Source organism: Rhizobium sp. AAP116, from assembly GCF_001295785.1.
Lineage (GTDB): Bacteria > Pseudomonadota > Alphaproteobacteria > Rhizobiales > Rhizobiaceae > Allorhizobium.
Genome location: NZ_LJIB01000005.1, coordinates 1 through 23,431, shown reverse-complemented (window position 1 = coordinate 23,431; position 23,431 = coordinate 1). Strand labels below are relative to the sequence as shown.

Here is a 23,431-nt window from a genome sequence, read left to right as displayed (position 1 = left end):
GGGGTTCCCCTCAGAAGAACAGCCGTTCGAGTGGACCCGCCGGCAAGGACAGTTGCAGGAAGCGCGCGAAGAGGATCCACACGACAAACGAGAGAGCTATGCCTGCGGGCAGCGAGATCCAGAACTGCTTTTTGCCGAAGCCGGCCGCGGTCAGAGCGAACAGCACACCTGTTGCAAGCGAGAAGCCCAGCGTTTTCAGGAGCAGCATCTGCGCTGCGAGCCCGGCCACGATGAAAAGCACAGGCGGTAGCTCCTGGTGCTCGCGCTCGGGAAAATCACGGCGTATGGCAGCGAACACAGTCCAGATGCCAAGGCCGATCAGACCGATGGCAATGCCCTTTGGCACCGTCGCTGGACCAATCCCGGAATAGATGTTTCCGCCTTGCAGACGGGCGACATCGTAGAAGATAAGGCCCGCCACGGCGACAAGTACCGCGGCAATGGCCAGCGCCGCCCAATCTGGGCGACGCGTACGATGTCCGGAAGAACGATCTTCCGTGCTCATTTCACCAGACCGATGTCTTTGAGAATGGTCTCGGTGGCAGCGATGTCCTTGGCGAGCTGCTCTTCGAAGGCAGCGCCAGCAAGGTAGGTGTCCTGCCAGTTCTTGGTCTTCAGCGTTTCCTGCCAGCCGGCCGACTTTGCGAGCTTTTCGACGTCTGCCGAGACGGCCGCCTTCTGCTCGTCGGTCAGGCCCGGAGCCGCGGCAACCATGCGCCAGTTCTGCAGAACCACATCAAGGCCGCTTTCCTTCAGTGTCGGAGCGTCCGCACCTTCGATGCGCTCGGCGCTGGAGACGGCCAGCAGACGAAGCGTGCCTGCAGCGACCTGTGCCTGGAACTCGCCGTAGCTGGAGATGCCAACGGTAACCTGACCACCGAGGATGGCAGCAAGTGCTTCACCACCGCCGGAATAGGCGATGTAGTTGATCTTGGTCGGGTCCACGCCGGCAGCCTTGGCGATCAGGCCGGCACCAATGTGGTCAACGCCGCCAGCCGAACCGCCAGCCCAGGATACGGCGCCGGGATCGGCCTTCAGCTTTTCGACGAGCTGGCCGATGTTCTGGATCTCGGAATTGGCGGGAACGACGATGGCCTCGTACTCGCCGGTCAGGCGCGCAATCGGGGTAACGTCCGCCAGCGTAACCGGCGACTGGTTGGTCAGGATCGCACCGACCATGACGTAACCACCGACGATCAGGGCGTTTGCATTGCCCTTCTGCTGGCTGGCGAACTGGGCGAGACCGATGGTGCCGCCGGCACCGGGAACGTTCACGACCTGAACATTGCCGGAAATGCCTTCAGCCTGCATGACCTGCTGCAGCGAGCGGGCCGTCTGGTCCCAGCCGCCGCCAGGCGCTGCAGGAGCCATGATCGTATAGTCCGCAGCCGCAGCCGGAAGGGCGAGAGCGCCTGCAAGGAACGAAGCCAGGAAAAAGTGTTTCAAGATAGTCCTCCACCATCAATGCGGTCATTGCCGCTTACGAATGATCTGTGGGGAGAGCGCAGATGCGCAGCATGCGGACGACGCCGCTTCAGGCCGTGACCTGCTCCTCCCAGTCCCACCTGTCCCGCCTCCACGGGAAGATGTAACCATAGACCTAGCAGCGAAACCTGTCACCCACCTGTCATCGCCACGGACCTTGACTGAAAGCGGTCGTTGGCGGGGATAGCGTCAGGGCTGACTTACGCTCAGGACACGCGGGCCTGATCATTGAGATCGCGAACGAGCCTCTGATGAGTGCGCAACTCTGTCAGGACCTCTCCAAACCGCACCAGGCCGCGGCCGGCCAGCATGTCCTTCAGCTTGATGAAGACGTCGGCGGTCGCAATCGCATCGCCCAGCGCAGTGTGTCGGTCTTTTTCATCGATGTGCACGCCCAGTCTGTCGGCGAGCGCATCGAGCGTATGTGTTTCGGCGCGGCCGAAGGCGGTGGCTGAGACCAGCACCGTATCCAGGATAGGGTTCGTGAAGCGTAGCCCGACTTCCTTCTCCCGCCGCGTGAGGAACTCCATGTCGAATGGCGCATTGTGTGCCACGAGCACAGCCCCTTCGGCGAAGCGGTGAAACTGGCGCACGGCCTCCTGCACATTGACGGCATCTGCGACCATCGCCTCCGTCACACCATGAATTGCGGATGCGGACGGCGGTATCGGCCGCCCCGGATTGACGAGCAGGTCGAAAACCTCGTTCTTGACGCGCTTTCCATTGACGATGCGGACAGCCGCGATCTGGACGATTTCATCGCCCTGTTCCGGCAGCAACCCCGTTGTTTCCGTATCGAAGACCACATAGGTCAGGCTATCGAGCCGCGCGTCGGACAGTTTCTCGTAGTGCAGCCGCGAGAGCAGATCGAAATCGTAGACGACATGCCGCGACACGTCCGCCCCGACCGGTCGCAACCGCTCGATCGGCCGCAGCCGGGTCGAGATCGACGGCGCGTCATCATCGGCCCCAACGACCAGAACGATGCCGTGGGTCCTGAGTATCGTCTCACAGGTCACCCCACCGTCGAAGACCGGCTCTCCCAGCCACTCATCCACGTTTTCGGGCGACACGGCGCCGCCCTTCCAGGACAAGGTAAGATCGGCGGCCCCCTGGGCCTCGCTAACCGCAAGATGAAAATGGGCAGCAGCAGTCGCCTTGCTGACCCGGGAAACGAGGTGTCCCAGGAGACTGACGATATCGAAGGCATTGCAGCGGACGGCAATTTCTGCGACCTCGGTGTCGAGCGTGAGCTTCTGCCCCTCAAGGTCACGGCGGAGTTGACTGGCGAGCTCCCGTACATCCGTCGGCGCCATTGGCCAGCCATCGGATCGACAGCGTTCAAAGCGGGCCTCAAGATCAGCGAGCGTCGCATCGAGGGCCTGAAGCTGCGCCGAAACAGGGGCATCGCTTCCTGTGCCGGGCCCATGCGAAACAAGTGCATGGCGCAGGTCAGAGACGATGGGCCCGACCTGCAGGAACACATCACCGAGAAGAGCGTCACGCCGGGCATAGGCCGCAACCTCCGTCGTCACATCGCGAAGGGTCATGACATAGGCCGCCTGATCGCCGCCGTTGTCGCTGGCAAGCCTCATGCGCCCGGCGAGCCGGCGCCGACCGCAGGGGCTGAGACAGATGAACTCGACCGCCGTGTCCGGATCCGAGCTTTCCAGAAGCCGGTGATGGGCGTCACGGATCGGCCCTTCGCTCAGATAGTCAAAGATATTGCGATCAAGACAGACCGGGCGCTGCGAGCCCGTCAGCATCTGCTGCGCCACCCCGTTGTAGAAGACGAGATGATGTCGGCCCGTACAGAGAAGAACGGCAGGCGGCACGTCGGCGAGCAGCTGTTCGAGCTTGTTCTTGTCGGACGACAGACGCGTGGTCTCCCGCTGCACCTGTTCCGCCAGGGCGCCCCGCGTCTGCGCAAGGGTCGCTGCGGTTGCGGAGGCGGCATCGGCAAGATCGCCAAGATAGCGCGCTTCCTCTGCCTGAAAGTCATTGCCCACATCGGCATGCGCCCGGGCACGCATGGCCGATGCCACCTTGTCGATGGGACGGGCGAGATGCGTGTCGAAGAGGAACCAGACCCAGGTGATCAGAGCAAGGATCAGAAAGCCGGCAGCGATAGCACTCTGCATGAAGGCGTTCAGCATGTCCGGGCTGCCTTCGCGGTGGTAGCCGAACCACAGACCGACGGCCAAAGCCGCAACAGCACCGACAGCCAGCCCCACGAAGAAGAGCAGGATACGTCCGCGCAGGCTGATCCTGGTCACCATGATCCCCTCATCCGGCCGAACATGCAATTTTCAAGGCCGCATCGTCAGGTTCCAGCTTGATCCACTCTGCCCCCACGAGACTCCCATCATCCGCAATGCTGACATTCCCATCGACCAGATCGGCGCGCCGCGCATTCTGGCAGTCAAAAACCACTCTGACCGGCGTAACCGGCTGCCAACGGGCCAACAGCAGAATGTCAATCATGACCAGACCCGGCTGGTTCGGATTCCGCTTGGCAGACTTCAGATCAACGGCTGTGAAACGCGTGGTCACAGGCTCGATATAGGACCAGGGGCGCCAGAACGCCGTCTGCTCGTTTTTCCAGGAGACCGCGAGACCGGGCAAGGCGATGTTCATGCGATCGAACCAGCTGTACTCGCTCCAGATCGAATAGCTCAACATGCCGAGGCCAGCCATGGCCGGGACGATCCACTTAGGCAGCAAACCCCGGCTTATCCAGCGCAGCAGCATCGCCACACCGGCCAGAGCAACACCGGTCACCACCGCGGCGATCAACTCAAACAGCATTCTTCATTCCTTCAGACGGGCGCCCGTCCGCCATTGGCGAGCGCCGATTGCATGGTTCTGACGACGACGAAGGCATCGCGAAGATGCGAGCGCTCGAAATCACCGAAATCGTAGGGTGCCAGAAAGTTATCCGGCTTGCGACCGTCGCGCACCTGCCGAACCTGGTTGCGCAGGCGCATGTCCGCGATGAGATCGTAGGCTGCAACGAGATCCCGGGCTCCGGCACCGGAGATGATACCCGCTTCTTCCGCCGCAAGCAGCCGCGCTCGCGTATTCACCGGGGCAAGTTTGCCGATCAGCGAATAGACGCGTCCGAGATCGACAACTGGAACCGCACCATTGTGCTTCATGTCGATCTGGTTGCGATGCTCGCCGCTGCGGATCGTGGCAAACCCCCTGAGAAGTCCAAGCGGCGGCGCGTGCTTCAACGAGTTGCTGATCATGTGGGCGGTGAAGATCGAGTTGCGGCTCGCCTCTTCGAGAGTTTCCGCCTGCAGATCCTGAAAGAGTGACGACGCACCACAGATGGGCCGCAGATCGAACATCACGCTGGCCAGCATCTGCGCGGTCGGATCGGGCTTGTAGATCCAGTCGCGGAAATAGTTTCGCCAGACCGAAACCGGCTGGCACCAGCGCGGATTGGTCGCCATCATGTCGCCCGGACAATAGAAGTATCCGCAGATGTCGAGACCACGGCTGACTTTGGCGGCCAGTTGCTGGAACCAGGGCATTTCCTCGGGCTCGACGCCGTCTTCGATGAAGATGCAATTATCCTGGTCGCTGACGCCACTCTGCTCCTGCCGCCCCTGACTGCCGCAGGCAAGCCAGACATAGGGAACAGGAGGCGGTCCAAGCTCCCGCTCCGCCAGCATGATCAGCCGGCGAGTGACGCTATCGGCGATATCGGTAATCAGCCGAGTCACCACCTCATGGGCGTTGTTGCTGCCGACGAGCTGAACGAGCAGCTGCGGGATGCGTGTCGTGATCGCACGCATTGCCTCCGGCGTTTCTGACGTGGCGATGTCCCGGATCAGCTGCGCCGAACTGATCGCATGGAAGCGAATGAGATCGGTCTGTGTGATCATTCCCACCAGCCGCTCACCCTCGACGACCGGAAGATGTCCGACACGCCGCTCGAGCATAAGATGCAGGATGTCGGAGCCCAGAGCCTCTCCGGGCAATCCGACCGGGTCGGCGGTCATCACGGCAGATACCGGGGTCGCGTCAGGGTCGAGCCCTTCAGCGAGCACGCGCCCCGCCAGGTCTCGGGTGGTGAGGATACCGAGAAAGCGCCCGCCATCGACGACGCCGAGGCTCGAGACATGCCGCTCCCGCATGAGGGCGGCAGCCGAGCGCACCGTATCGGTCGGCGCACAGACGATAGGGGGTCGCGACATCAACTCGCTGACCTTCTGGATGGCCATGTCGCCGCGCCGGCTATCGGCAAACCGGCCGCGCGTGAAGAAGCGGGCGAATACCGGCTGTTCCTGCATCAGGCGGCTGAACTCGTCCTTCGGCAGCATCAGCAGCGCGCAGTCGCCGCGGGCCGTTGCCGTCGTTGCCGCAAAGCCGTCGGCCAACAGGCCGCGTTCGCCGAATGAGTTGCGAGCCGCGAGCTCGGAGACCACCGTATTGGTGGCATCCATGATTTCCACGGCCCCGTCCATGATGAGGAATATGCCGGGCAGCGGAGAGCCGCGGTGATAGATTTCGGCACCGGCCGAAAAGGAAAACTCTTGGAAGCGGGTAGAGACCCGTTCGATCTCGTCTCTCGGGAGACTGTCGTAAGGATGGACCGTCTCGAGAAATGCCAGCACGTCGGATTGTGCCTGGATCATCGGATTTGCCCTCATGCGGCACGACCGTGCCCTGGCTGTTTGAGGGACAGGAGGGGCGATATGCTCGCCCCTCCCGGTTGATCGGTATCAGTGACCAGTCGCCTGACCCGCACCGCGCGGAACGCGGATGGATTCGACGAGATCCTGTACATGCTTCGGCGGAGCCTGGGTCATCATCGACACGATATAGGCCGTGGCGAAGTTGAGCAGTGCACCGATCGGGCCGAACGCCGTCGGCGGGATGCCGAAGATGTAGTTGGCCGGAACGTTCTCCATCATGTTGGTGCCTGCAATGAAGAACCAGCCCAGATAGGTGAACAGGTACAAGCAGGTGACCACGAGGCCGACGATCATGCCGAGCGTGGCGCCGACCGAGTTGATGCGCTTCGAGAAGATGCCCATCATCAGAGCCGGGAAGATCGTTGCAGCCGCAAGACCGAAGGCGAGAGCGACCGTCTGTGCCGCGAAGCCCGGTGGGTTCAGACCCAGAAGCGTTGCGACCAGGATCGCACCAGCCATCGCGATACGGGCAGCCAGAAGTTCGCCCTTTTCGGAGATATCAGGCTTCAGGAAGTCCTTGATCAGGTCGTGGCTGATCGCAGACGAGATGGCGAGAAGCAGACCGGCCGCAGTCGACAGAGCGGCTGCAAGACCGCCGGCAGCGATGAGAGCGATAACCCAGCCCGGCAGCTGTGCGATTTCCGGATTGGCGAGAACGAGGATGTCGTTGTTGATCGTCAGCTCGTTGCCCGTCCAGCCACGCTCGGCAGCCGTGGCGGCAAAGCCTTCGGACTTGTCGTTGTAGTACTGGATACGGCCGTCGCCATTCTTATCTTCAAACTTCAGAAGACCCGTGACTTCCCAGTTGCGCATCCAGTCCGGACGCTCGTCGTAAAGGACAGCCTCCTGCTGCGTGCCGCCGGGGAAGATCGTGTCGATGATGTTCAGGCGTGCCATGGCGCCAACAGCCGGAGCCGTCAGATAGAGAAGGGCGATGAAGACGAGCGCCCAACCGGCAGACCAACGGGCATCCGACACCTTCGGAACGGTGAAGAAGCGGATGATGACGTGCGGCAGACCGGCGGTGCCGATCATCAACGACAGCGTGAACAGGGTCATGTTCAGCATGGAGCCCTGAGCAGTGTAGGCGTTGAAGCCGAGGTCGGTGACGACCTGGTCAAGCTTCTGCAAGAGCGGCAGTGCCGATTCCGTATGCGTGCCAAAAAGGCCGAACCACGGGATCGGGTTGCCGGTCAGCTGCAGCGAAATGAAGATCGCCGGAATGGTATAGGCGATGATCAGAACGATGTACTGGGCGACCTGCGTATAGGTGATGCCCTTCATCCCGCCGAGAACGGCGTAGCAGAAAACAACGGCAGACGCGATCCATAGACCGGTCGAGACGTTGACTTCCAGGAAGCGCGAGAAGGCGACGCCGGCACCGGTCATCTGACCGATAACGTAGGTCACCGAGATGATGATTAGGCAGACGACAGCCGTAAGGCGCGCGCCCTGGCTGTAGAAGCGGTCACCGATGAACTGCGGAACGGTGTATTTGCCGAACTTACGCAGGTAGGGAGCAAGCAGGAGCGCGAGCAGCACGTAGCCGCCGGTCCAGCCCATGAGGAAGGTGGAGTTGCCGTAGCCGACAGTGGCGATCAGGCCAGCCATCGAGATAAAGGAAGCCGCCGACATCCAGTCGGCTGCAGTGGCCATGCCGTTCATGACCGGGTTGACGCCGCGGTTTGCAGCGTAAAACTCGGCCGTGGTCCCGGCGCGAGCCCAGATGGCAATGCCGATGTAGAGCGCAAAGGACGCGCCTACGATCAGCAGATTAAGTGTATACTGATCCATTGTTGGTCCGCCTTACTGCTCGTCGACGCCGAATTCGCGGTCGATCTTGTTCATGTACGCCGAGTAGCCGAAAATCAGCGCGATGAAGACGATGATCGAGCCTTGCTGGGCGAACCAGAAGCCGAGATCGGTTCCACCGACGGCGATGCCGGACAGAGCCGGACGAAGCAGGATACCGAACCCATAGGATACGATGGCCCAGATCGCCAGGCAGATGTAGATGATGCGAACGTTTGCTGACCAGTAAGCGTTAGACGAAGATTTATCCGTCACGAGTACTCCTCCCTTTCCTCGATGAGACGTCCCCCAGGACGCCCCTTGCCTCCACGTCGATTCCGCCAATCCTTGTCCCAAGGCGGAATAGACAATTGTTTAGGAGTAACGAATCCCCCGGAGATCGTACATTCTCCGTTAGTCGCAGGAGTCACTGTATTGCCGGAGCGTTTGCTGCATTGCAGCAAGAATTGAGACGGAAACACATCAATAGATCGGCGATCCAGAGCCTTTGCGTCATTCGCCCAGACAAGGCTGGCCAACCTCACGAAGAGAAAGCCTCAAGGAACAACTTACCGCAACAGAATCATGAAGTTGAGGAGGAACGGACCAGACGCTGCAGGCGCGGGCGGATGCGCAGAAAACCCCGATAGGCGGCTTCGAAGATGGGCGTCAACGGTTTCCATCCGGCCAGGAGACCGAGCGGTCGCAACACGGGAATGGCCCGCCACATCGCCGCGAAAGCCGCTGCACCCGACAGGAGTTTTCCCGCTTCTTCTGCATGGAAACGGGCCAGAAGCTCGGCTCGATCGATCGGACAGCTGCCCTGAGGGTCGAACGCATCGATGAAGTTGATCGCACCGCGACTGTCGAGACGGCGCATCAAGGCGATCTCTCGCTGGCAGAGAGGACAACTGCTGTCGAACCAGACGGTCACCTGCGCGGACATGGTCGCCTTTCACGGGGAGAGTTTTCGTCTTCCATAACTGGGGTCAAAGCTGCCTTCCGGCAATGCGGCGTCGCGCCGCTGCCTCACTGCTGTCGCCGGTCGCCTTTGACCCGGAACTTGAAAGCGGCAAGCCGCGCGAGCGCAATTTGGCATCGGCGCGAGCGGAATATGATGCTTTTCGGACCCCACGATTTTGCCTTATCGAACGAGGTGAACAGAGACGCAGAGGCAGACGGCAATGACCAGACCTTTTTTCTGGAACGAACTGACGACGACGGATTTTGCAGGGCTTTCGCCGGATACGACGATCGCCATCCTGCCGATCGCCTCGACCGAGCAGCACGGACCCCACCTGCCCATTGCCACCGACGTGGCCATCGCAAACGGCATGCTGGCGGAATTGCAGACCCAGCGCCCCGATGATCTCGACTTCCTCGTTCTGCCCACCCAGGAAATCGGCAAGGCCAACGAGCATGTGTACGGGCCTGGCAGCCTGTCCTTCGGTCCGGAGATCCTGATCCCTGCCTGGACGGCGATCGGCAGCAAGGTCGCCGAAGCCGGTATTCGCAAGCTCGTCATCGTCAATTCCCATGGCGGCAATGTCGACGTCATGAGCATTGTCGGCCGCGAACTGCGGGTCCGACACCAGATGGTCGTCGTCTCGACCCAATGGGGCCGCTTCGGAAACCCGGAGGGCATGATCTCCGAGCATGAGAGCCGCTACGGCATCCATGGCGGTGAAGTCGAGACATCGCTGATGCTGCACTTTCGCCCCCAGCTCGTCCGAATGGACAAGGCCCAGAACTTTATCTCGAAAGCCGAGGAGATGCGCGCCAGCTCGAATTATCTGACACCCCTGCCGCCGCATTCGCTCGCCTGGATCGCCCATGACCTGAACCCGCACGGCGTGGTCGGCGACGCCTCGAAGGGCACTGCCGAAAAGGGTGCCGCGATCTGCCGCCATCAGGTCGCGGGCTTCATCGAACTCTTGCGCGACGTCGTGGCTTATCCGCTCTCGAACCTCTACACGCCCGGCTGACCGGACACTCACCCCTCAGCTCCGACCGCGAATGGTCTCAGGAATATGTCCCCGCGCCTTGAGATCCTGAACAAGCGCCAAAAGCTCCTGCATCAGATATTCGACGAAAAGGCTGGTCGCGGAGTCGAGCGGCGCCCTTGCACGGGCAAAAAGCTTCATCGGCTGATGACGGACATGCGCCTCGGTCAAGGGCCGGAAGATCAGCTCGCCGCGTCGGCATTCGGCGACGGCATCGAGCGGGTTGAGCATGGTGAGCCCCGTACCGGCCTTGACCAGCTGCTTCATCAGTTCCGAGGAATTGGTCTCGACAACAGGCTCGACAAGCAGCGGCAGCGGAGCGAGCGCGAGATCGATGATGTTGCGCAGGCTGGTGCCCGACTGCGCCAGGATCAAGGGCTCCTGAACCACCTCGACGAGGTCTATTGGCCCCTCCTCCCGCGCCAGCCGATGCCCGGGCGGCAACACGACGCCCACGGGCACATCGACATTCGCAAGCGTGCGGATACCGGGGGTCGCCGGGATGTTGAAGCCGAGACCGAGATCGACCTCGCCGGTCAGCACGGGATTGATCGTCGTTGAGCCCCCATCATTGCGCAGCTTGATCTGGATGCGGGGATGCTCGGCGACGAAACCGGCAAGGATTTCCGGCAGCGGCCCGGAGGCAAGCCCGACCGTCGTCACCAGCGACACCTTGCCGGCATGCGGCGTCTTCAAGCCGCGGATCCGACCCTCAAGCCGCTCGTAGTTCTTCAGCACATCGCGGATGTGCTCGACACAGAGCTCACCAGCGGCCGTCAGCCTGAGCCCTTTCGGCAAACGCTCGAAGAGTGGCGCCCCGAGTTCTTCCTCCAGCGCCAGGATCTGGCGGTTGACCGCAGATGATGCGACATTGAGGCGCTGGGCTGCCTTCCGGATAGAGCCACAACGGACGATTTCGTTGATGTAGATGAGCTTTCTGGAGTGCAGCACGAGGCCTCCGCTGCGTAAAAATTAGTCATGCCGCATCACTATGCATCAATCTCGTGAGCAGTGCAAAAAAAGCATCGATGCGGGCGAAATTTGATGCTTTTCAAGACGCAATCGGACCGATCAAATGACTGAAAAGGGAGCCCGAAAACGGGTCCTGCAACGAACAGGGGAACGATCAATGCGCAACACGCTCACCAAGACCAGCCTCTTTGCCCTGATGGGCCTTGCAGTATCGCTGGGTTCAACTTCCGCCGCTCTCGCCCTCGACGAGGTCACCTACGGCACCAACTGGCTGGCCCAGGCTGAACATGGCGGCTTCTACCAGGCCGTGGCCGACGGCACCTATGAAAAATACGGCCTGAAGGTCACCGTGATCCAGGGCGGCCCGCAGGCTGCGAACCGCGCACTGCTGATCGCCGGCAAGGTTGATTTCTACATGGGCAGCCCGCTCGGCGAAATGGATGCCGTCAAGGAAGGCATCCCGCTCATCGACGTCGCAGCCATCTTCCAGAAGGACCCACAGGTCCTGCTCGCCCATCCCGATCAGGGCATCGAGAAGTTTGCCGACCTCGCCAAGCTCGATAGCATCTTCATGGGCAAGGACGGCTACGTCACCTATTATGAGTGGATGAAGAAGAACTTCGAGGGCTTCACCGACGAGAAGTACAAGCCCTATACCTTCAACCCCGCCCCCTTCATCGCCGACCCGAAGTCCGCGCAGCAGGGTTACCTGACGTCGGAACCCTATGAGATCGAGAAGCAGGCCGGCTGGGCACCGAAGGTCTTCCTTCTCGCCGACAACGGCTACAATCCCTATTCGACGATGATCACGACCACGACGACCATGGTCGAAAGCAAGCCCGATCTCGTCCAGCGCTTCGTCGATGCCTCGGCTGAAGGCTGGTACAACTACCTCTACGGCGACAACAAGGCCGCCAACGACCTCATCAAGAAGGACAATCCGGAAATGACGGATGGTCAGATCGAGTATTCGATCGCCAAGATGAAGGAATATGGCATCGTCGAATCCGCCGAAGCGCTGGAAAAGGGCATCGGCTGCATGACCGACGAGAAGTACAAGGCCTTCTTCGACGCCATGGTCCAGATCGGCGTCCAGCCGGCCGACCTCGACTACAAGAAAGCCTACACCACACAGTTCGTCTGCAAAAGCGTGGGCATGGCGCTGAAGAAGTAGTCTCCACCTCCCCCTTGAGGGGGGAGGTCGCAGCGAAGCTGCGGGTGGGGGTGATCGGCCGTATCCGCTGACATCACCCCACCCCGGCACTGCGTGCCGACCCTCCCCCTCGAGGGGAGGGTAAAGCATAAGCCGCAATCCGATCTCCCCCCTTGAGGGGGAGATGTCCGGCAGGACAGAGGGGGGGTAAACCACCTCGCAACACCACCACTGCCGCAACACCAGAATGCAACGCGGATGTAACGCGAGACAGAATGACCAGTTTGCCAGCCACCGAAGACCCCATCACCTCGCCCCCTCCCGAACAGCGCCGGGCGCTCGTGGTGATGAAGGACGTGTCCAAGGTCTTTTCCAGCGGCACGGTCGCACTCACGGACATGTCGCTCACCGTCAACGGCGGCGAGTTCGTCTCGCTGCTCGGCCCCTCCGGCTGCGGCAAGTCGACGGCGCTGCGCATCATCGCCGGCTTGGGCGACACCACGACCGGTTCCATCGATTGGCCCAGCTCGCGGATCAATTCCAAGGGCCTGCCCGAAGGCGACATCTCCTTCGTCTTCCAGGAACCGACGCTGATGCCCTGGGCCACAGTCTTCGGCAATGTCTACCTGCCGCTCAAGCTCCGAGGCATCTCCAAGTCTGCGGCGAAGGCCGACATCCTCGCAGCCCTCGACCGCGTCGGCCTCAAGGATTTCGTCGACGCCTATCCGCGCGAACTTTCCGGCGGCATGAAGATGCGCGTCTCGATCGCCCGCGCCCTCGTCACCAAGCCGAAGCTGCTCCTGATGGACGAACCCTTCGCCGCCCTCGACGAAATCACCCGGCAGAAGCTGAACGACGATGTGCTAGCCCTCTGGAAGGAGACCGGCATCACGGTAATCTTCGTCACCCACTCCGTCTTCGAAAGCGCTTACCTCTCGAGCCGCATTGTGGTGATGAAGGCAAGGCCAGGCCGCGTGCATGCCGACTTCCCACTGCAGACCAGCCTCGACCGCGACGCCTTCTACCGGACGTCCGAGGAATATCGCCAGGCATGTGAAACCGTCTCCAAGACACTGATCGAAGCCATGGGTGGGGAGCATCACTGATGACCGGACCAGCCGAAACCCTGCTCAAGATCTTCGTTCCCATCCTCGTCGTCTGCCTGCTGATCATCGTTTGGCAGGTCGGCGTCTGGGTCTCCGGTGTGCCGCAATACATCCTGCCCGGCCCGATCGCGGTTGCCGGCGCCCTGTTCAAGGACTGGGGCACGCTGTCGCCAGCCCTCTGGGTCACCACCAAGATCACCCTGATGTCGCTTGGGCTAGCGCTGTTGGGCGGCGTCGGCATCGCCGTTGCCCTCGTCCAGTCGAAATGGATCGAGATCGCCTTCTACCCGATCACCGTCATCCTGCAGGTGACCCCGATCGTCGCGATCGCCCCGCTGATCCTGATCTATTCCCCCTCGACGCAAGTGGCGCTGCTGATCTGCGCCTTCCTCGTCGCCTTCTTCCCGATCCTGTCGAACATGGTCCAGGGCCTGAAGAGCGTCGATCATAACCTGCTCAATCTCTTCGACCTCTACGGCGCCTCGCGCTGGCAGACCCTCCTCTATCTGAAGCTCCCGGCCTCGCTTCCCTATTTCATGACGGGCCTGCGCATCGGTGGCGGCCTCGCCCTGATTGCTGCCGTCGTCGCAGAATTTGCCGCCGGCTCGGCGGGCGCCGGATCGGGCCTTGCCTTCCGCCTGCTCGAGGCCCAGTTCCGTCTGAACATTCCGCGCCTGTTTGCCGCCCTCTTCCTGCTTTCCTGCCTCGGTGTGGTGATCTTCGCCATTACCTCGTTCATTTCCTGGCTGGCGCTGCATCGCTGGCACGAGAGCAGCCTGAAACGAGAAAACTGATGTCGAGCCCGATTACCAACCTGCCCGCCGCCAAGCGCTTCGTCCTTGCCAATGCGACGCTGCCGGAAGTCTGCGTCGACGGCGTCGAAGCGCCCGCCTGTGAAGGCCTGATCAGCGCCGACATCGTCGTTGCAGACGGCAAGGTCGAGGCGATCCTGAAGCCCGGCGAGGCTCCATCAGGCCTGCCGTCGACGGATCTGCGCAACGGCATGGTCTGGCCGACCTTTACCGACATGCACACCCATCTCGACAAGGGCCATATCTGGGACCGCCGGCCCAACCCCTCGGGCGACTTCGTAGGCGCGCTCGAAGCCGTGAAAACCGATCGCGAAGCCCGCTGGTCGGCTGAAGACGTCAAGGCCCGCATGGAATTCTCGCTGCGTACGGCCTATGCCCATGGCACCAGCCTGATCCGTACCCATCTCGACAGCCTTGCGCCCCAGCACCGCATCTCTTTCGAGGTCTTCGCCGAAGTCCGCGACGCCTGGGCTGGCAAGATCGACCTGCAGGCCGCCGCCCTCTTCCCCTTCGACCAGATCACCGACGAGGCCTTCTTCAAGGATCTGGTCGAGGTCATCGTCGCCAACAAAGGCCTGCTCGGCGGCGTGACCTATCTGATGCCGGGTCTCGACGAAAAGCTCGACATCCTGTTCCGCACCGCCTCCGATAACGGTCTCGACATCGACCTGCATGTCGACGAAACGCAGGACAAGGAAACCCTGACGCTGAAGACCATCGCGGAGGCGAAGATACGCAATGGCTTCGAGGGTTCTATCACCGTCGGCCATTGCTGCTCGCTTGCCCGGCAGGACGAGGACATGGCGAAACGCACCATCGATCTGGTGGCGGAGGCCGGCCTCTCGGTTGTCTCGCTGCCGATGTGCAACATGTATCTGCAGGACCGTCACCCGGGCCGCACGCCCCGCCAGCGCGGCGTCACCCTCTTCCACGAACTGTCAGCAGCCGGCGTCGCCACCGCCGTCTCCTCCGACAACACCCGCGACCCCTTCTATGCCTATGGCGATCTCGACCCCGTCGAAGTCTTCCGCGAGGCAGTGCGCATCATCCATCTCGACCATCCGCTGGACACCGCAGCCCGCGTCGTCACCCGCACCCCCGCCGATATCCTCAAGCGCCCCGACCACGGCCGCATCACAGTCGGCGGCAAGGCGGATCTTGTCCTCTTCAGTGCCCGCCGCTGGAGCGAATTCCTTTCCCGTCCGCAGGCCGACCGCATCGTGATGCGGAATGGCATGGGCATCGACCACAGCCTGCCGGATTACCGCGAACTTGACCCGTTGCTTGGAGCATAGACATGGCCGACTACGCCAAAATCATCGAAGAGCTGGAAGGCATCGCCGTCGAGGACAATCCGGCGCTGGTCAAACAGAAGAGCCGCGATTTCTACTGGTATTCGCCGATCCTGAAGGAAGAACTCGACAATGTCGTCGGTGACCTCGTTGTCTCCCCGACGACGGAAGAAGAGGTCATCCGAACGCTTAAGGTCGCCTATGCCCACGGCGTTCCCGTCACCCCGCGCGGCGGCGGCACCGGCAATTACGGCCAGGCCATGCCGCTTTCGGGTGGCATCGTCTTAAACCTCATCAACATGAACAAGGTGAAGGAGATCCTGCCCGGTCGCGTCATCTGCGAGCCCGGCATCATCATCTCCGAGCTTGACCGCCAGACCAAGGAACATTCGGGCCAGGAACTGCGCTTCCATCCCTCGACCAAGCAGACAGCCTCAGTCGCCGGCTTCATCGCCGGCGGCTCCGGCGGCGTCGGATCGATCACCTGGGGCGGGCTTCGCGATCTCGGCAACATCCTGCGACTGCGTGTTGTGACCATGGAGGCCGAGCCCCGCGTGCTCGAACTCTCCGCCTGGGATCTGCAAAAGGTCTCCCACGCCTATGGCACCAACGGCATCATCACCGAAGTCGAGATGCCGCTGGCACCTGCTTATGACTGGGTCGATGTCATCGTCGGCTATGACGAGTTCCTGGACGCGGTGAAATTCGCCGATGCGCTCTCCCATAAGAACGGCATTCTCCTGAAGGAAGTCGCCCCGATCGCAGCCCCCATTCCATTCGACTATTTCACCCGCCACAAGCCCTGGCTGAAGGAAGGCCAGTCAGTGGTGGTGCTGATGGTCGCGCCGCATTCCATGGAGCCTTTCCTGGCACTCACTGAGCGGATGAAGGGCGATGTGCGTTTCCGCTCTGATCAGGTCGAAAGCATGAAGGGCATCCCGCATGCCTATGAGCTGACCTGGAACCACACGACGCTGCGGGCGCTGAAGCTCGATACCAACATCACCTATCTCCAGGTCCAGTATCCCGGCCCCGATCACGTGGAAAAGGTCCGCGTGATGACCGAGCTATTTCCGGACGAGGTCATCGGCCATCTCGAATTCATCAAGTTCGACGGCCAGATCCAGTGCGCGGGCCTGCCGCTGGTGCGCTACACCACCAAGGAGCGGCTGGAAGAGATCATCCGCATTCACGAGGAAAACGGCTGCCCGATCTTCAACCCGCACCGCTACACGCTCGAAGAAGGCGGCATGAAGCAGACCGACCAGGTGCAGCTCGCCTTCAAGAAAGAAACCGATCCGAAGGGTCTGCTCAACCCTGGCAAGATGATTGCCTGGGAGAACCCTGATTTCGATTTCTCCGCCGGCAAGAACTACCTGTTCCCGGGCCTGGAGGTGTTTTCCGAAGCCTCATAAGGCACATCAGATGCGTTGCGGCTTCCCGTTCCGGAGCCGCAACGGATAACCGCCGGAACGAACTTATTCCGAAGGTACTCCCGGCCGGATCAGTCCGGCCCATGCAACACCTGACATGGCATCCCCCATCCCTCGGCATCAGGCGGCGAAGGACAGGGATGCTGGGACAAACGGCGCGGAAGTTTTCAACTGGACCCCGACTGCGAAAGCGGCGGGCAACGACTTGGAGCTTTTGAAATGCGCGTACTCGTCCTTCACTCCCACCCCCTCGAAGAAAGCTTCGGCCGGGCGCTTTACAAGCTCACCTGCGAGAGCCTGGAAAAGGCAGGCCACGAGGTCGACGGCTGCAATCTCTATGAGGAGGGCTTCGACCCGGTGCTCTCGGCCCATGACCGCCGCGTCTATCACGACATCCCCGACAACCTCTCTTTGGTGCAGCCCTATGTCGACCGCCTGAAACAAGCCGAAGCACTTGTGATTGTCACACCCGTCTGGAATTTCGGCTTTCCGGCCATGCTGAAGGGCTATTTCGATCGCGTCTGGCTGCCCGGCGTCTCCTTTGACCTGGTGGACGGCAAGCTCACCCCGACGCTTCGCCACATCAAGAAGCTCGCCGCCGTCATGACCTATGGTGCCACCCCAATGCGCGCCTTCCTCGCCGGCAACCCGCCGAAAAAGATCGTCAAGCGGGTCATCCGCGCCCAGATCAAGATCGGCGCGCCGGTGAAGTATCTCGCCCATTACGACATGAACAACTGCACGGAAGAAACCCGCGCCGCCTTCATGGCCAAGGTGCGCCGCGAGATGGAGAACTTCTGAGAGAAAGGTTGGCGGTCAAACCACCTTGGCCGCCGTCACCTCGACCTCGACGAGGAATTCCGGCCGCGTGAACCCCCCGACGACGAGCAGCGTCGAGACCGGCTTCGGATCAAGCGTATAGCGATCACGCACCGCCATATAGTCAGGAAAATCCTCCCGCCGCGTCACAAAGCCGGAGATCCGGATCACATCCGCGAATGTCATGTCCGCCTCTTCCAGAATGGCTTTGATCGCCTCGAAGCACAGCTCGGCCTGGCCAGTAACGTCAGGCGGGATCGTATCGTCGGGGCTGATGCCGAGCTGGCCGGACGTGACGACCAGGCTCGCACCGGGGGGCACGAGCAGACCGTGATTGTAATGCCCGAAGGGACGGCGGACGGAGGGGGGATTGAAGACCTTTTTCATGGGTCTGAGCCTAACGCGGCAAGCATCTATGCGAAAGTACAAAGCGCAACTCCGCACGCCTTTTGACCTAAGCGATCCGGGCCTTTCTTCTAGCGAATACGCCGCCCCGAGGCATCGAACAGGAAGCTTGTCTTCGCAGCAAGCCCCACCGCGATCTCGTCGCCGTAGCGCGCCCCATGACGGCGCTCTTCCTGCTCGATGATGATCTGCTCGCCCGGCACCGTATGGGCATAGACATAGCTGGTATTGCCGAGATGTTCGACGACATCGACATGCGCCACCATCTGAGCATCCCCGCTACCATCAGGCAGGAAATGTTCAGGACGCACCCCGACCGTCACGGCATCGCCGACCTTTGGCGGGGTCGCGCAGGAAACCGTCAGCTGCGTATCCGGCCGCGCCTTGAGCGCGACAGTGACCTGTCCACGCTCCGCCTGCCCGATCACCACCGCCGGCAAAAAGTTCATCCGAGGCGAACCGATGAAGCCGGCGACGAACATGTTGTCGGGATCGTCATAGAGCACAAGCGGCGCTCCGACCTGCTCGACAATGCCGCCACGCATCACGACGATCTTGTCGGCCAGCGTCATCGCCTCGACCTGGTCATGCGTGACATAGACGATCGTGGCGTTGAGCTCCTTGTGCAGCCGGGCGATCTCGACCCGCATATGCACGCGCAGTTCCGCATCGAGGTTGGAGAGCGGCTCATCGAACAGGAAAACGTCAGGTTGACGCACGATGGCGCGACCGATGGCAACACGCTGGCGCTGACCACCGGACAGAGCTTTGGGCTTGCGATCCATCAGCGCATCGAGTTCGAGGATCTTCGCGGCAGCGTTCACCCGTCGCTCGATCTGGTCCTTCGCCATGCCGGCAAAGCGCAGCGCAAAGCCCATATTCTCGCGCACGGTCATATGCGGGTAGAGCGCATAGGTCTGGAACACCATGGCAATGCCGCGCTTGGACGGATCGACATCGTTCATCACGGTGCCGCCGATCGTAAGCTCTCCGGAGGAGATATCCTCAAGCCCTGCGATCATCCGGAGCAGCGTGGACTTGCCGCAGCCGGAGGGACCGACGAAGACGACGAATTCCCCGGAGCGCACCTCAAGGTTCACCCCCTTGATGACCTCGAGCGAGCCATAGGACTTGCGGATATCGGTGAGCCGGACCTCTGCCATTTAAGCCTCGCTCAGGTGACGTTGAAGGTGATGCGCTTGGTCCCGAAGGGACGGCAAGTCGCAGATAGCGTCAAGTGACCGGCTTCGTTTCCGGCTTCGACATAGACGCCCACCGCGCCACCCTTGAAGGACAGAAGCGAGGGGCCGACAATACGGCCCGGGCCTTGCAAGCTGACCTCGACCGGATCGTCGAAGAAGCCCAAGACATTGCCGCCCTGGTCGAGCGCCCGCAGCATCACGCGAACCGTGTCCTTCTCGCCAGCCCTGAGCTCTGTGTCGTCGGCCGCGATATCGAGTGTCGTCGGAAGCGGATCGGCCGGCAGATGGCGGCGAACCACTTCCTCGCCGTTGATAAAGCCGACGAGTTCGCCATCCCGCCAGGTCATGCCCCATTCGCCGAATTCCTCCGGCGTCACCATGCTGTGGTCGAGAATGCAGGGCGGATGCGGCAGATGCGGATAGGTCTTGGTATCGGGTTCGATCCGCTTGACGATCTGGCCCATGCGGATTTCGACATAGTCGCAATTGGTGAGCACGATCAGCGGCAGCACGCCGCCGATATTGCGCTCACCACGCGCCCAGAAGCTGACCGGCTGCAAGACCACGCCATCCTTTGGATCGCCCTGCGAGGCATAGGCGTAACCGGCGAATTTCGGCTCGCGATACATGTCGGTGACGCCGTGATAGCAGATGCGGTCGCCGGAGCCGAAATCCTTGTGGGTGTTGTAGTCGAACATGCACCAGCCGGTGGAGCCTGATATCGACGGGTCGCCCGCAGCAGCATTGAGGATCGCCAGATGCCGGCCGACATGTTCAGCCTGCCGCTGTTCCTGGTCGAAGCGCTTGGTGGGATACATGTGACCGCCATATTCGGTGATCATGTAGGGCACCTTGCGGTCGAGCCCTGTCACCTCGCGCTGCTCGCGCAGCACCAGCCGCTCGCGATTGTGCCCCGGCATTTCCTCCATGCCGAGAATGAAGTCGTTCATTGTGTAGACGTCTTCGAGCAGCTCGCTCTCGGTGATGTAGCGCACGCCGCCCGTCTGGCGGGTGGTGTCGAGCGAACGCGCCATGGCATTCGTCTCGATATAGAAGTCATGGGCGTCCTGGCTTTCGTTGATGCGCACGCCCCAGATGATGATCGAGGGATGGTTCCAGTCGCGCTCGATCATCCGGCGGACGTTCTGAACGCTCTCCGCCTTCCAGGCATCGCCGCCGATATGCTGCCAGCCGGGGATTTCTTCGAAGACCAGCAGGCCGATCTCGTCACAGCGGTCAAGGAAGTATTTCGACTGCGGGTAGTGCGAGGTCCGGGCGATGTTGCAGGCAAGATCGAACTTCAGGATATCGGCATCCTTCTCCTGACCACGCCGGCCCATGGCATAGCCGAGATGTGGCCAGGCCTGATGGCGGTTGAGGCCCCGCAGCTTGACCACACGGCCATTCAGCTTGAAGCCCTCGATCGTGTATTCGGCAGAACGGAAGCCGAAACGGCTCGTCGTCTCATCGGTACCGGCAGCGGTCTCCAGCGCAACGGTCAGACGGTAGAGCGCCGGATTGTCGATATCCCACAGTGTGATGCCCTGAAGTCCGGAAAAGCCGAGCGAGACCTCTGCGCCTGATACGGTCGCCTCGGTCCGCGCGATCTCCTGACCTGCACCATCCCTGAGAACAGCCGTGACCTTGCCCGAAAGCGCCTGATCGGTCGGATTGGAAATCCAGACCTTCGCCGTCACCTGCTTGGTCTCGGCCAGCACATCCGGCGTCTCGATCTTGACGTTCTTGATCGAAACCGGTGCCGTCACCTTCAGCCAGACATCGCGATAGATGCCGGCATAGGTGAGATAGTCGATGACGCCGCCGAAGGGCGGGATCTCGGGGTTTTCCGAACCGTCGATCTTCACCGTCAGGAGGTTGTCGCCAGCCTTGAGATGCGGCGTGAGCCGGGCTTCGAACGGCGTATAGCCATCCTTGTGCGCGGTGATCTCGGTGCCGTTGAGATAGACAACGCTGTCGGCCATGGCGCCGTCGAAGACCAGCGAGACCTCTTTGCCTTCGAAACGCGGATCCCACGAGATGACCTTCTGATAGGTAAAGGCCTTCTGATAGCTCTTCTCGTCGAAATAATTATAGGGCAGCTCGACCGCCGTATGGGGAAGCTGGACCGTCTCGCCCGGCTGCGAAGCCGAGGCAAAGCCCGGCTCAAAACCGGCGCGGAAGGTCCAGTTCCTGTTGAAAGTCTCGATAATGCGCATGAATAAGTCCTATTTGACGGAGCCGAGCATGCCCTGCACGAATTGGCGTTGCATGGCGAAGAAAACGAGAAGAGTGGGAAGGGTGGCGAGGATCGTGCCGATCATCACGGTGCCGTATTCGGGCGAATAGGCGGAGGCGAGCGAGGACACGACCAGCGTGATCGTCTTCGTGTCGTTCGACTGCAGCACGATCAGCGGCCAGAGATAATTGTTCCAGTTCAGCATGAAGACGATGACGAAGGCCGCTGCATAGGTGGAGCGCATCACCGGAACATAGATGTAGAAAAAGATCTGCCACTCCTTCAGCCCGTCCACCTTGGCCGCATCGCGAAGCTCGGTCGGAAAGGCTTTTGAGGCCTGGCGGAAATAGAAGATGATGAAGGCGGACGCGATCATCGGCAGCATGATGGCGATATGGGTATTCAGAAGCCCCGCCTGCCCCATCAGCATGAAGAGCGGGATCATCAGCGCCGCGAACGGCACCATCAGCGTCAGCAGGATGACCGTATAGACGCGCTCGCGCAGTTTCGAGCGGAACATCTCGAACCCATAGCCCGCCAGCGACGAGACGAGCAGCGTGAGCGCCGTTCCCACAAGCGCGATCTTCACCGAATTCCAGAACACCAGCGGCACATCCACCTGCGCGAAGAAGGACGCGATGTTGTCGAAGAGCGCCGTGCCGAAGGTAACCTTCCCGCGGATGATCTGGCTTGTCGTATTGGTCGCGCCGATCACCATCCAGATGAACGGAAAGATCGAGAGGAAGGCGGCAAGCGACAGCACGGCATACTGCACGATATCAGGCAGGCGGCGGCGAAGCGTTGTCATCATCGACGTTCCCTCGCGGCATAGAATTGCAGGAAGGAGAGAACCGCCACCATCAGCACGATGACATAGGAGACGGTTGCCGCATAACCGAAGCTCGGCATGAAGCGGAAGGTCAGATTGTAGATGTAGAGTGACAAGGTCAGCGTCGAATTCGCCGGCCCGCCCGTGCCTTCGGTGAAGTTATAGACCTCGTCGAAGAGCTGTAGCGTGCCAATCGTCGAGGTGATCGTGGTGAACAGGATCACCGGCTTCAACATCGGAATGGTCAGGAAGGCGAAACGCCCCCAGGACGGCACGCCGTCGATCTTCGCCGCCTCATAGATCGAGCGATCGATATTCTGCAGCGCCGCCAGATAGAAAATCATGTTGTAGCCGGTCCAGCGCCAGGTAATGGCGATGATGATCAGCACCTTGGCCCAGAAGGGGTCCGTTAGCCAGCCGATCGGCTCGCCGATGATGCCGATCGCCAGCAGCGTGTTGTTCACCACGCCGTCGAGCGAAAACATGCTCTTGAACAGGATGGAATAGGCCACCAGCGAGGCAACACAGGGCAGGAAGATCATCGTCCGGAAGAGGCCGGAAAAGCGCAGTTTCGGATTGTTCAGCATGGCCGCCAGGATCAGTGCCATGGTGATCATGATCGGCACCTGAATGATGAAGAAAATGACGGTGTTTTGCAGTGCCTGCCAGAAGACGGGATCGTTCCAGAGACGCACGAGGTTACCCGTGCCTGAGAACTTCAGCATCATTCCGCGTCCCGAATACAGGGAGAGAACGAGCGAGCGGGCAATCGGATAGAGCATGAAGAGCGAGATCAGCGCGATGGCGGGCGCCACGAACAGCCATCCGTTGACGTCGTAATAGCGCTTCAAGCTGGATCTGGATGTGGTGGCCATGCGGTTATCCCCGAACCCGATCAGTGGTCACTGAACCTTGTTATGCGAAGGGAAGCCGCGCGGCGTTTCCGCCGCACGTCTCCGGGAGGACAGGGGCTCAGCGCGACGGCCGGGCCCCTGTGGGATGGGTTTACTGGATCTGAGTGGCTGCCTGATCTTCGATCGCCTTCAAGACCTCATCCACCGGTGTGCCCTTCAAGAGCGCCGGGAAATTGGCCGTGACAGCCGTATCGAGCTCGTTGGTGAAAATGCCGTAGTTGACGGCAGGTACCTGCACGAGCCAATCGGCAAAGTTCTGCCAGACCGTCTGGG

21 protein-coding genes and 1 pseudogene are annotated in these 23,431 nt (G+C 61.2%); 7 read left to right on the top strand and 15 right to left on the bottom strand.

Features of this window, described 5'->3' with window-relative positions; all coding sequences use genetic code 11:
- Window positions 1-10 precede the first annotated feature (10 nt).
- The 8 genes from IP85_RS04890 to IP85_RS04855 all read right to left on the bottom strand — a co-directional run bounded on the left by IP85_RS04890 (window position 11) and on the right by IP85_RS04855 (window position 8,928).
- A complete protein-coding gene (locus IP85_RS04890; protein WP_054148562.1) occupies window positions 11-505 on the bottom strand; it encodes a tripartite tricarboxylate transporter TctB family protein in 495 nt (164 codons plus the stop codon).
- Window positions 502-1,446 (bottom strand): tripartite tricarboxylate transporter substrate binding protein, encoded by a 945-nt coding sequence (locus IP85_RS04885; RefSeq protein WP_054148561.1) that lies wholly within the window; start codon window positions 1,444-1,446, stop codon window positions 502-504. Before IP85_RS04885 ends, IP85_RS04890 begins: the two co-directional genes overlap by 4 nt.
- Window positions 1,447-1,691: 245 nt before the next feature.
- Complete coding sequence (locus IP85_RS04880; RefSeq protein ID WP_054148560.1) at window positions 1,692-3,764, bottom strand: exonuclease domain-containing protein; 2,073 nt, start codon at window positions 3,762-3,764, stop codon at window positions 1,692-1,694.
- A gap of 7 nt (window positions 3,765-3,771) precedes the next feature.
- Complete coding sequence (locus IP85_RS04875) at window positions 3,772-4,293, bottom strand: hypothetical protein (protein ID WP_054148559.1); 522 nt, start codon at window positions 4,291-4,293, stop codon at window positions 3,772-3,774.
- An 11-nt stretch (window positions 4,294-4,304) separates the two neighbouring features.
- On the bottom strand, window positions 4,305-6,131 hold the full coding sequence (locus tag IP85_RS04870; RefSeq protein WP_054148558.1) for a DUF294 nucleotidyltransferase-like domain-containing protein: 1,827 nt from the start codon (window positions 6,129-6,131) through the stop codon (window positions 4,305-4,307).
- Window positions 6,132-6,218: 87 nt separating this feature from the next.
- Window positions 6,219-7,985 (bottom strand): sodium:solute symporter family protein, encoded by a 1,767-nt coding sequence (locus IP85_RS04865; protein ID WP_054148557.1) that lies wholly within the window; start codon window positions 7,983-7,985, stop codon window positions 6,219-6,221.
- Between the two features lie 12 nt (window positions 7,986-7,997).
- Window positions 7,998-8,258 (bottom strand): DUF4212 domain-containing protein, encoded by a 261-nt coding sequence (locus IP85_RS04860; protein WP_054148556.1) that lies wholly within the window; start codon window positions 8,256-8,258, stop codon window positions 7,998-8,000.
- A 307-nt stretch (window positions 8,259-8,565) separates the two neighbouring features.
- On the bottom strand, window positions 8,566-8,928 hold the full coding sequence (locus IP85_RS04855) for a DUF393 domain-containing protein (protein ID WP_054148555.1): 363 nt from the start codon (window positions 8,926-8,928) through the stop codon (window positions 8,566-8,568).
- Window positions 8,929-9,166: 238 nt separating this feature from the next.
- Between IP85_RS04855 and IP85_RS04850 the strand changes: the two genes are divergently transcribed.
- The gene (locus tag IP85_RS04850; protein WP_054148554.1) at window positions 9,167-9,967 is read left to right on the top strand and encodes a creatininase family protein; all 801 of its coding nucleotides are present in this window, start codon (window positions 9,167-9,169) and stop codon (window positions 9,965-9,967) included.
- A gap of 15 nt (window positions 9,968-9,982) precedes the next feature.
- Here IP85_RS04850 and IP85_RS04845 read toward each other — a convergent pair whose 3' ends face one another.
- The gene (locus IP85_RS04845) at window positions 9,983-10,936 is read right to left on the bottom strand and encodes a LysR family transcriptional regulator (protein ID WP_054148553.1); all 954 of its coding nucleotides are present in this window, start codon (window positions 10,934-10,936) and stop codon (window positions 9,983-9,985) included.
- A 178-nt stretch (window positions 10,937-11,114) separates the two neighbouring features.
- Here IP85_RS04845 and IP85_RS04840 point away from each other — a divergent pair, with 178 nt between their 5' ends.
- The 6 genes from IP85_RS04840 (at window position 11,115) to IP85_RS04815 (ending at window position 17,554) form a co-directional block, all read left to right on the top strand.
- Entirely contained in the window at window positions 11,115-12,131 is a 1,017-nt protein-coding gene (locus IP85_RS04840; RefSeq protein ID WP_054148552.1) for an ABC transporter substrate-binding protein, read from the top strand.
- 326 nt (window positions 12,132-12,457) lie between these two features.
- Window positions 12,458-13,216 carry an ABC transporter ATP-binding protein gene (locus IP85_RS04835; RefSeq protein WP_245280799.1) on the top strand — a complete coding sequence of 253 codons (759 nt, stop codon included), beginning with the start codon at window positions 12,458-12,460 and terminating at the stop codon, window positions 13,214-13,216.
- Window positions 13,216-14,010 (top strand): ABC transporter permease, encoded by a 795-nt coding sequence (locus IP85_RS04830; RefSeq protein WP_054148550.1) that lies wholly within the window; start codon window positions 13,216-13,218, stop codon window positions 14,008-14,010. Before IP85_RS04835 ends, IP85_RS04830 begins: the two co-directional genes overlap by 1 nt.
- Window positions 14,010-15,323, top strand: coding sequence for a cytosine deaminase (locus IP85_RS04825; protein ID WP_054148549.1), 1,314 nt, complete (start codon window positions 14,010-14,012; stop codon window positions 15,321-15,323). The genes IP85_RS04830 and IP85_RS04825 overlap by 1 nt, the downstream gene beginning before the upstream one ends.
- A 2-nt stretch (window positions 15,324-15,325) precedes the next feature.
- Complete coding sequence (locus IP85_RS04820) at window positions 15,326-16,735, top strand: FAD-binding oxidoreductase (RefSeq protein ID WP_054148548.1); 1,410 nt, start codon at window positions 15,326-15,328, stop codon at window positions 16,733-16,735.
- Window positions 16,736-16,972: 237 nt separating this feature from the next.
- Entirely contained in the window at window positions 16,973-17,554 is a 582-nt protein-coding gene (locus tag IP85_RS04815) for an NAD(P)H-dependent oxidoreductase (protein WP_054148547.1), read from the top strand.
- Window positions 17,555-17,569: 15 nt separating this feature from the next.
- On the opposite strand, the gene IP85_RS04810 is transcribed toward IP85_RS04815, so the two are convergent.
- The 6 genes and pseudogenes from IP85_RS04810 to IP85_RS22350 form a co-directional block, all read right to left on the bottom strand.
- On the bottom strand, window positions 17,570-17,959 hold the full coding sequence (locus IP85_RS04810) for a RidA family protein (protein WP_054148546.1): 390 nt from the start codon (window positions 17,957-17,959) through the stop codon (window positions 17,570-17,572).
- Between the two features lie 89 nt (window positions 17,960-18,048).
- Window positions 18,049-19,140, bottom strand: coding sequence for a sn-glycerol-3-phosphate ABC transporter ATP-binding protein UgpC (gene ugpC / locus IP85_RS04805; protein ID WP_054148545.1), 1,092 nt, complete (start codon window positions 19,138-19,140; stop codon window positions 18,049-18,051).
- An 11-nt stretch (window positions 19,141-19,151) separates the two neighbouring features.
- Window positions 19,152-21,395, bottom strand: a complete 2,244-nt coding sequence (locus IP85_RS04800; protein WP_054148544.1) for a glycoside hydrolase family 2 TIM barrel-domain containing protein — start codon at window positions 21,393-21,395, stop codon at window positions 19,152-19,154.
- Between the two features lie 9 nt (window positions 21,396-21,404).
- A complete protein-coding gene (locus tag IP85_RS04795) occupies window positions 21,405-22,226 on the bottom strand; it encodes a carbohydrate ABC transporter permease (protein WP_082347585.1) in 822 nt (273 codons plus the stop codon).
- Entirely contained in the window at window positions 22,223-23,119 is an 897-nt protein-coding gene (locus tag IP85_RS04790) for a sugar ABC transporter permease (RefSeq protein ID WP_054148543.1), read from the bottom strand. The genes IP85_RS04795 and IP85_RS04790 overlap by 4 nt, the downstream gene beginning before the upstream one ends.
- 130 nt (window positions 23,120-23,249) lie before the next feature.
- A pseudogene (locus IP85_RS22350) lies at window positions 23,250-23,431 on the bottom strand (ABC transporter substrate-binding protein); the annotation flags it as partial.

Bases quoted from the DNA above. Each gene is read 5' to 3' on its own strand.
- IP85_RS04890 (WP_054148562.1), bottom strand. From the start codon at position 505: ATGAGCACGGAAGATCGTTCTTCCGGACATCGTACGCGTCGCCCAGAT.
- IP85_RS04880 (WP_054148560.1), bottom strand. From the start codon at position 3,764: ATGGTGACCAGGATCAGCCTGCGCGGACGTATCCTGCTCTTCTTCGTG.
- IP85_RS04875 (WP_054148559.1), bottom strand. From the start codon at position 4,293: ATGCTGTTTGAGTTGATCGCCGCGGTGGTGACCGGTGTTGCTCTGGCC.
- IP85_RS04870 (WP_054148558.1), bottom strand. From the start codon at position 6,131: ATGATCCAGGCACAATCCGACGTGCTGGCATTTCTCGAGACGGTCCAT.
- IP85_RS04865 (WP_054148557.1), bottom strand. From the start codon at position 7,985: ATGGATCAGTATACACTTAATCTGCTGATCGTAGGCGCGTCCTTTGCG.
- IP85_RS04855 (WP_054148555.1), bottom strand. From the start codon at position 8,928: ATGTCCGCGCAGGTGACCGTCTGGTTCGACAGCAGTTGTCCTCTCTGC.
- IP85_RS04850 (WP_054148554.1), top strand. From the start codon at position 9,167: ATGACCAGACCTTTTTTCTGGAACGAACTGACGACGACGGATTTTGCA.
- IP85_RS04840 (WP_054148552.1), top strand. From the start codon at position 11,115: ATGCGCAACACGCTCACCAAGACCAGCCTCTTTGCCCTGATGGGCCTT.
- IP85_RS04835 (WP_245280799.1), top strand. From the start codon at position 12,458: ATGAAGGACGTGTCCAAGGTCTTTTCCAGCGGCACGGTCGCACTCACG.
- IP85_RS04830 (WP_054148550.1), top strand. From the start codon at position 13,216: ATGACCGGACCAGCCGAAACCCTGCTCAAGATCTTCGTTCCCATCCTC.
- IP85_RS04825 (WP_054148549.1), top strand. From the start codon at position 14,010: ATGTCGAGCCCGATTACCAACCTGCCCGCCGCCAAGCGCTTCGTCCTT.
- IP85_RS04820 (WP_054148548.1), top strand. From the start codon at position 15,326: ATGGCCGACTACGCCAAAATCATCGAAGAGCTGGAAGGCATCGCCGTC.
- IP85_RS04815 (WP_054148547.1), top strand. From the start codon at position 16,973: ATGCGCGTACTCGTCCTTCACTCCCACCCCCTCGAAGAAAGCTTCGGC.
- IP85_RS04810 (WP_054148546.1), bottom strand. From the start codon at position 17,959: ATGAAAAAGGTCTTCAATCCCCCCTCCGTCCGCCGTCCCTTCGGGCAT.
- ugpC (WP_054148545.1), bottom strand. From the start codon at position 19,140: ATGGCAGAGGTCCGGCTCACCGATATCCGCAAGTCCTATGGCTCGCTC.
- IP85_RS04800 (WP_054148544.1), bottom strand. From the start codon at position 21,395: ATGCGCATTATCGAGACTTTCAACAGGAACTGGACCTTCCGCGCCGGT.
- IP85_RS04795 (WP_082347585.1), bottom strand. From the start codon at position 22,226: ATGATGACAACGCTTCGCCGCCGCCTGCCTGATATCGTGCAGTATGCC.
- IP85_RS04790 (WP_054148543.1), bottom strand. From the start codon at position 23,119: ATGGCCACCACATCCAGATCCAGCTTGAAGCGCTATTACGACGTCAAC.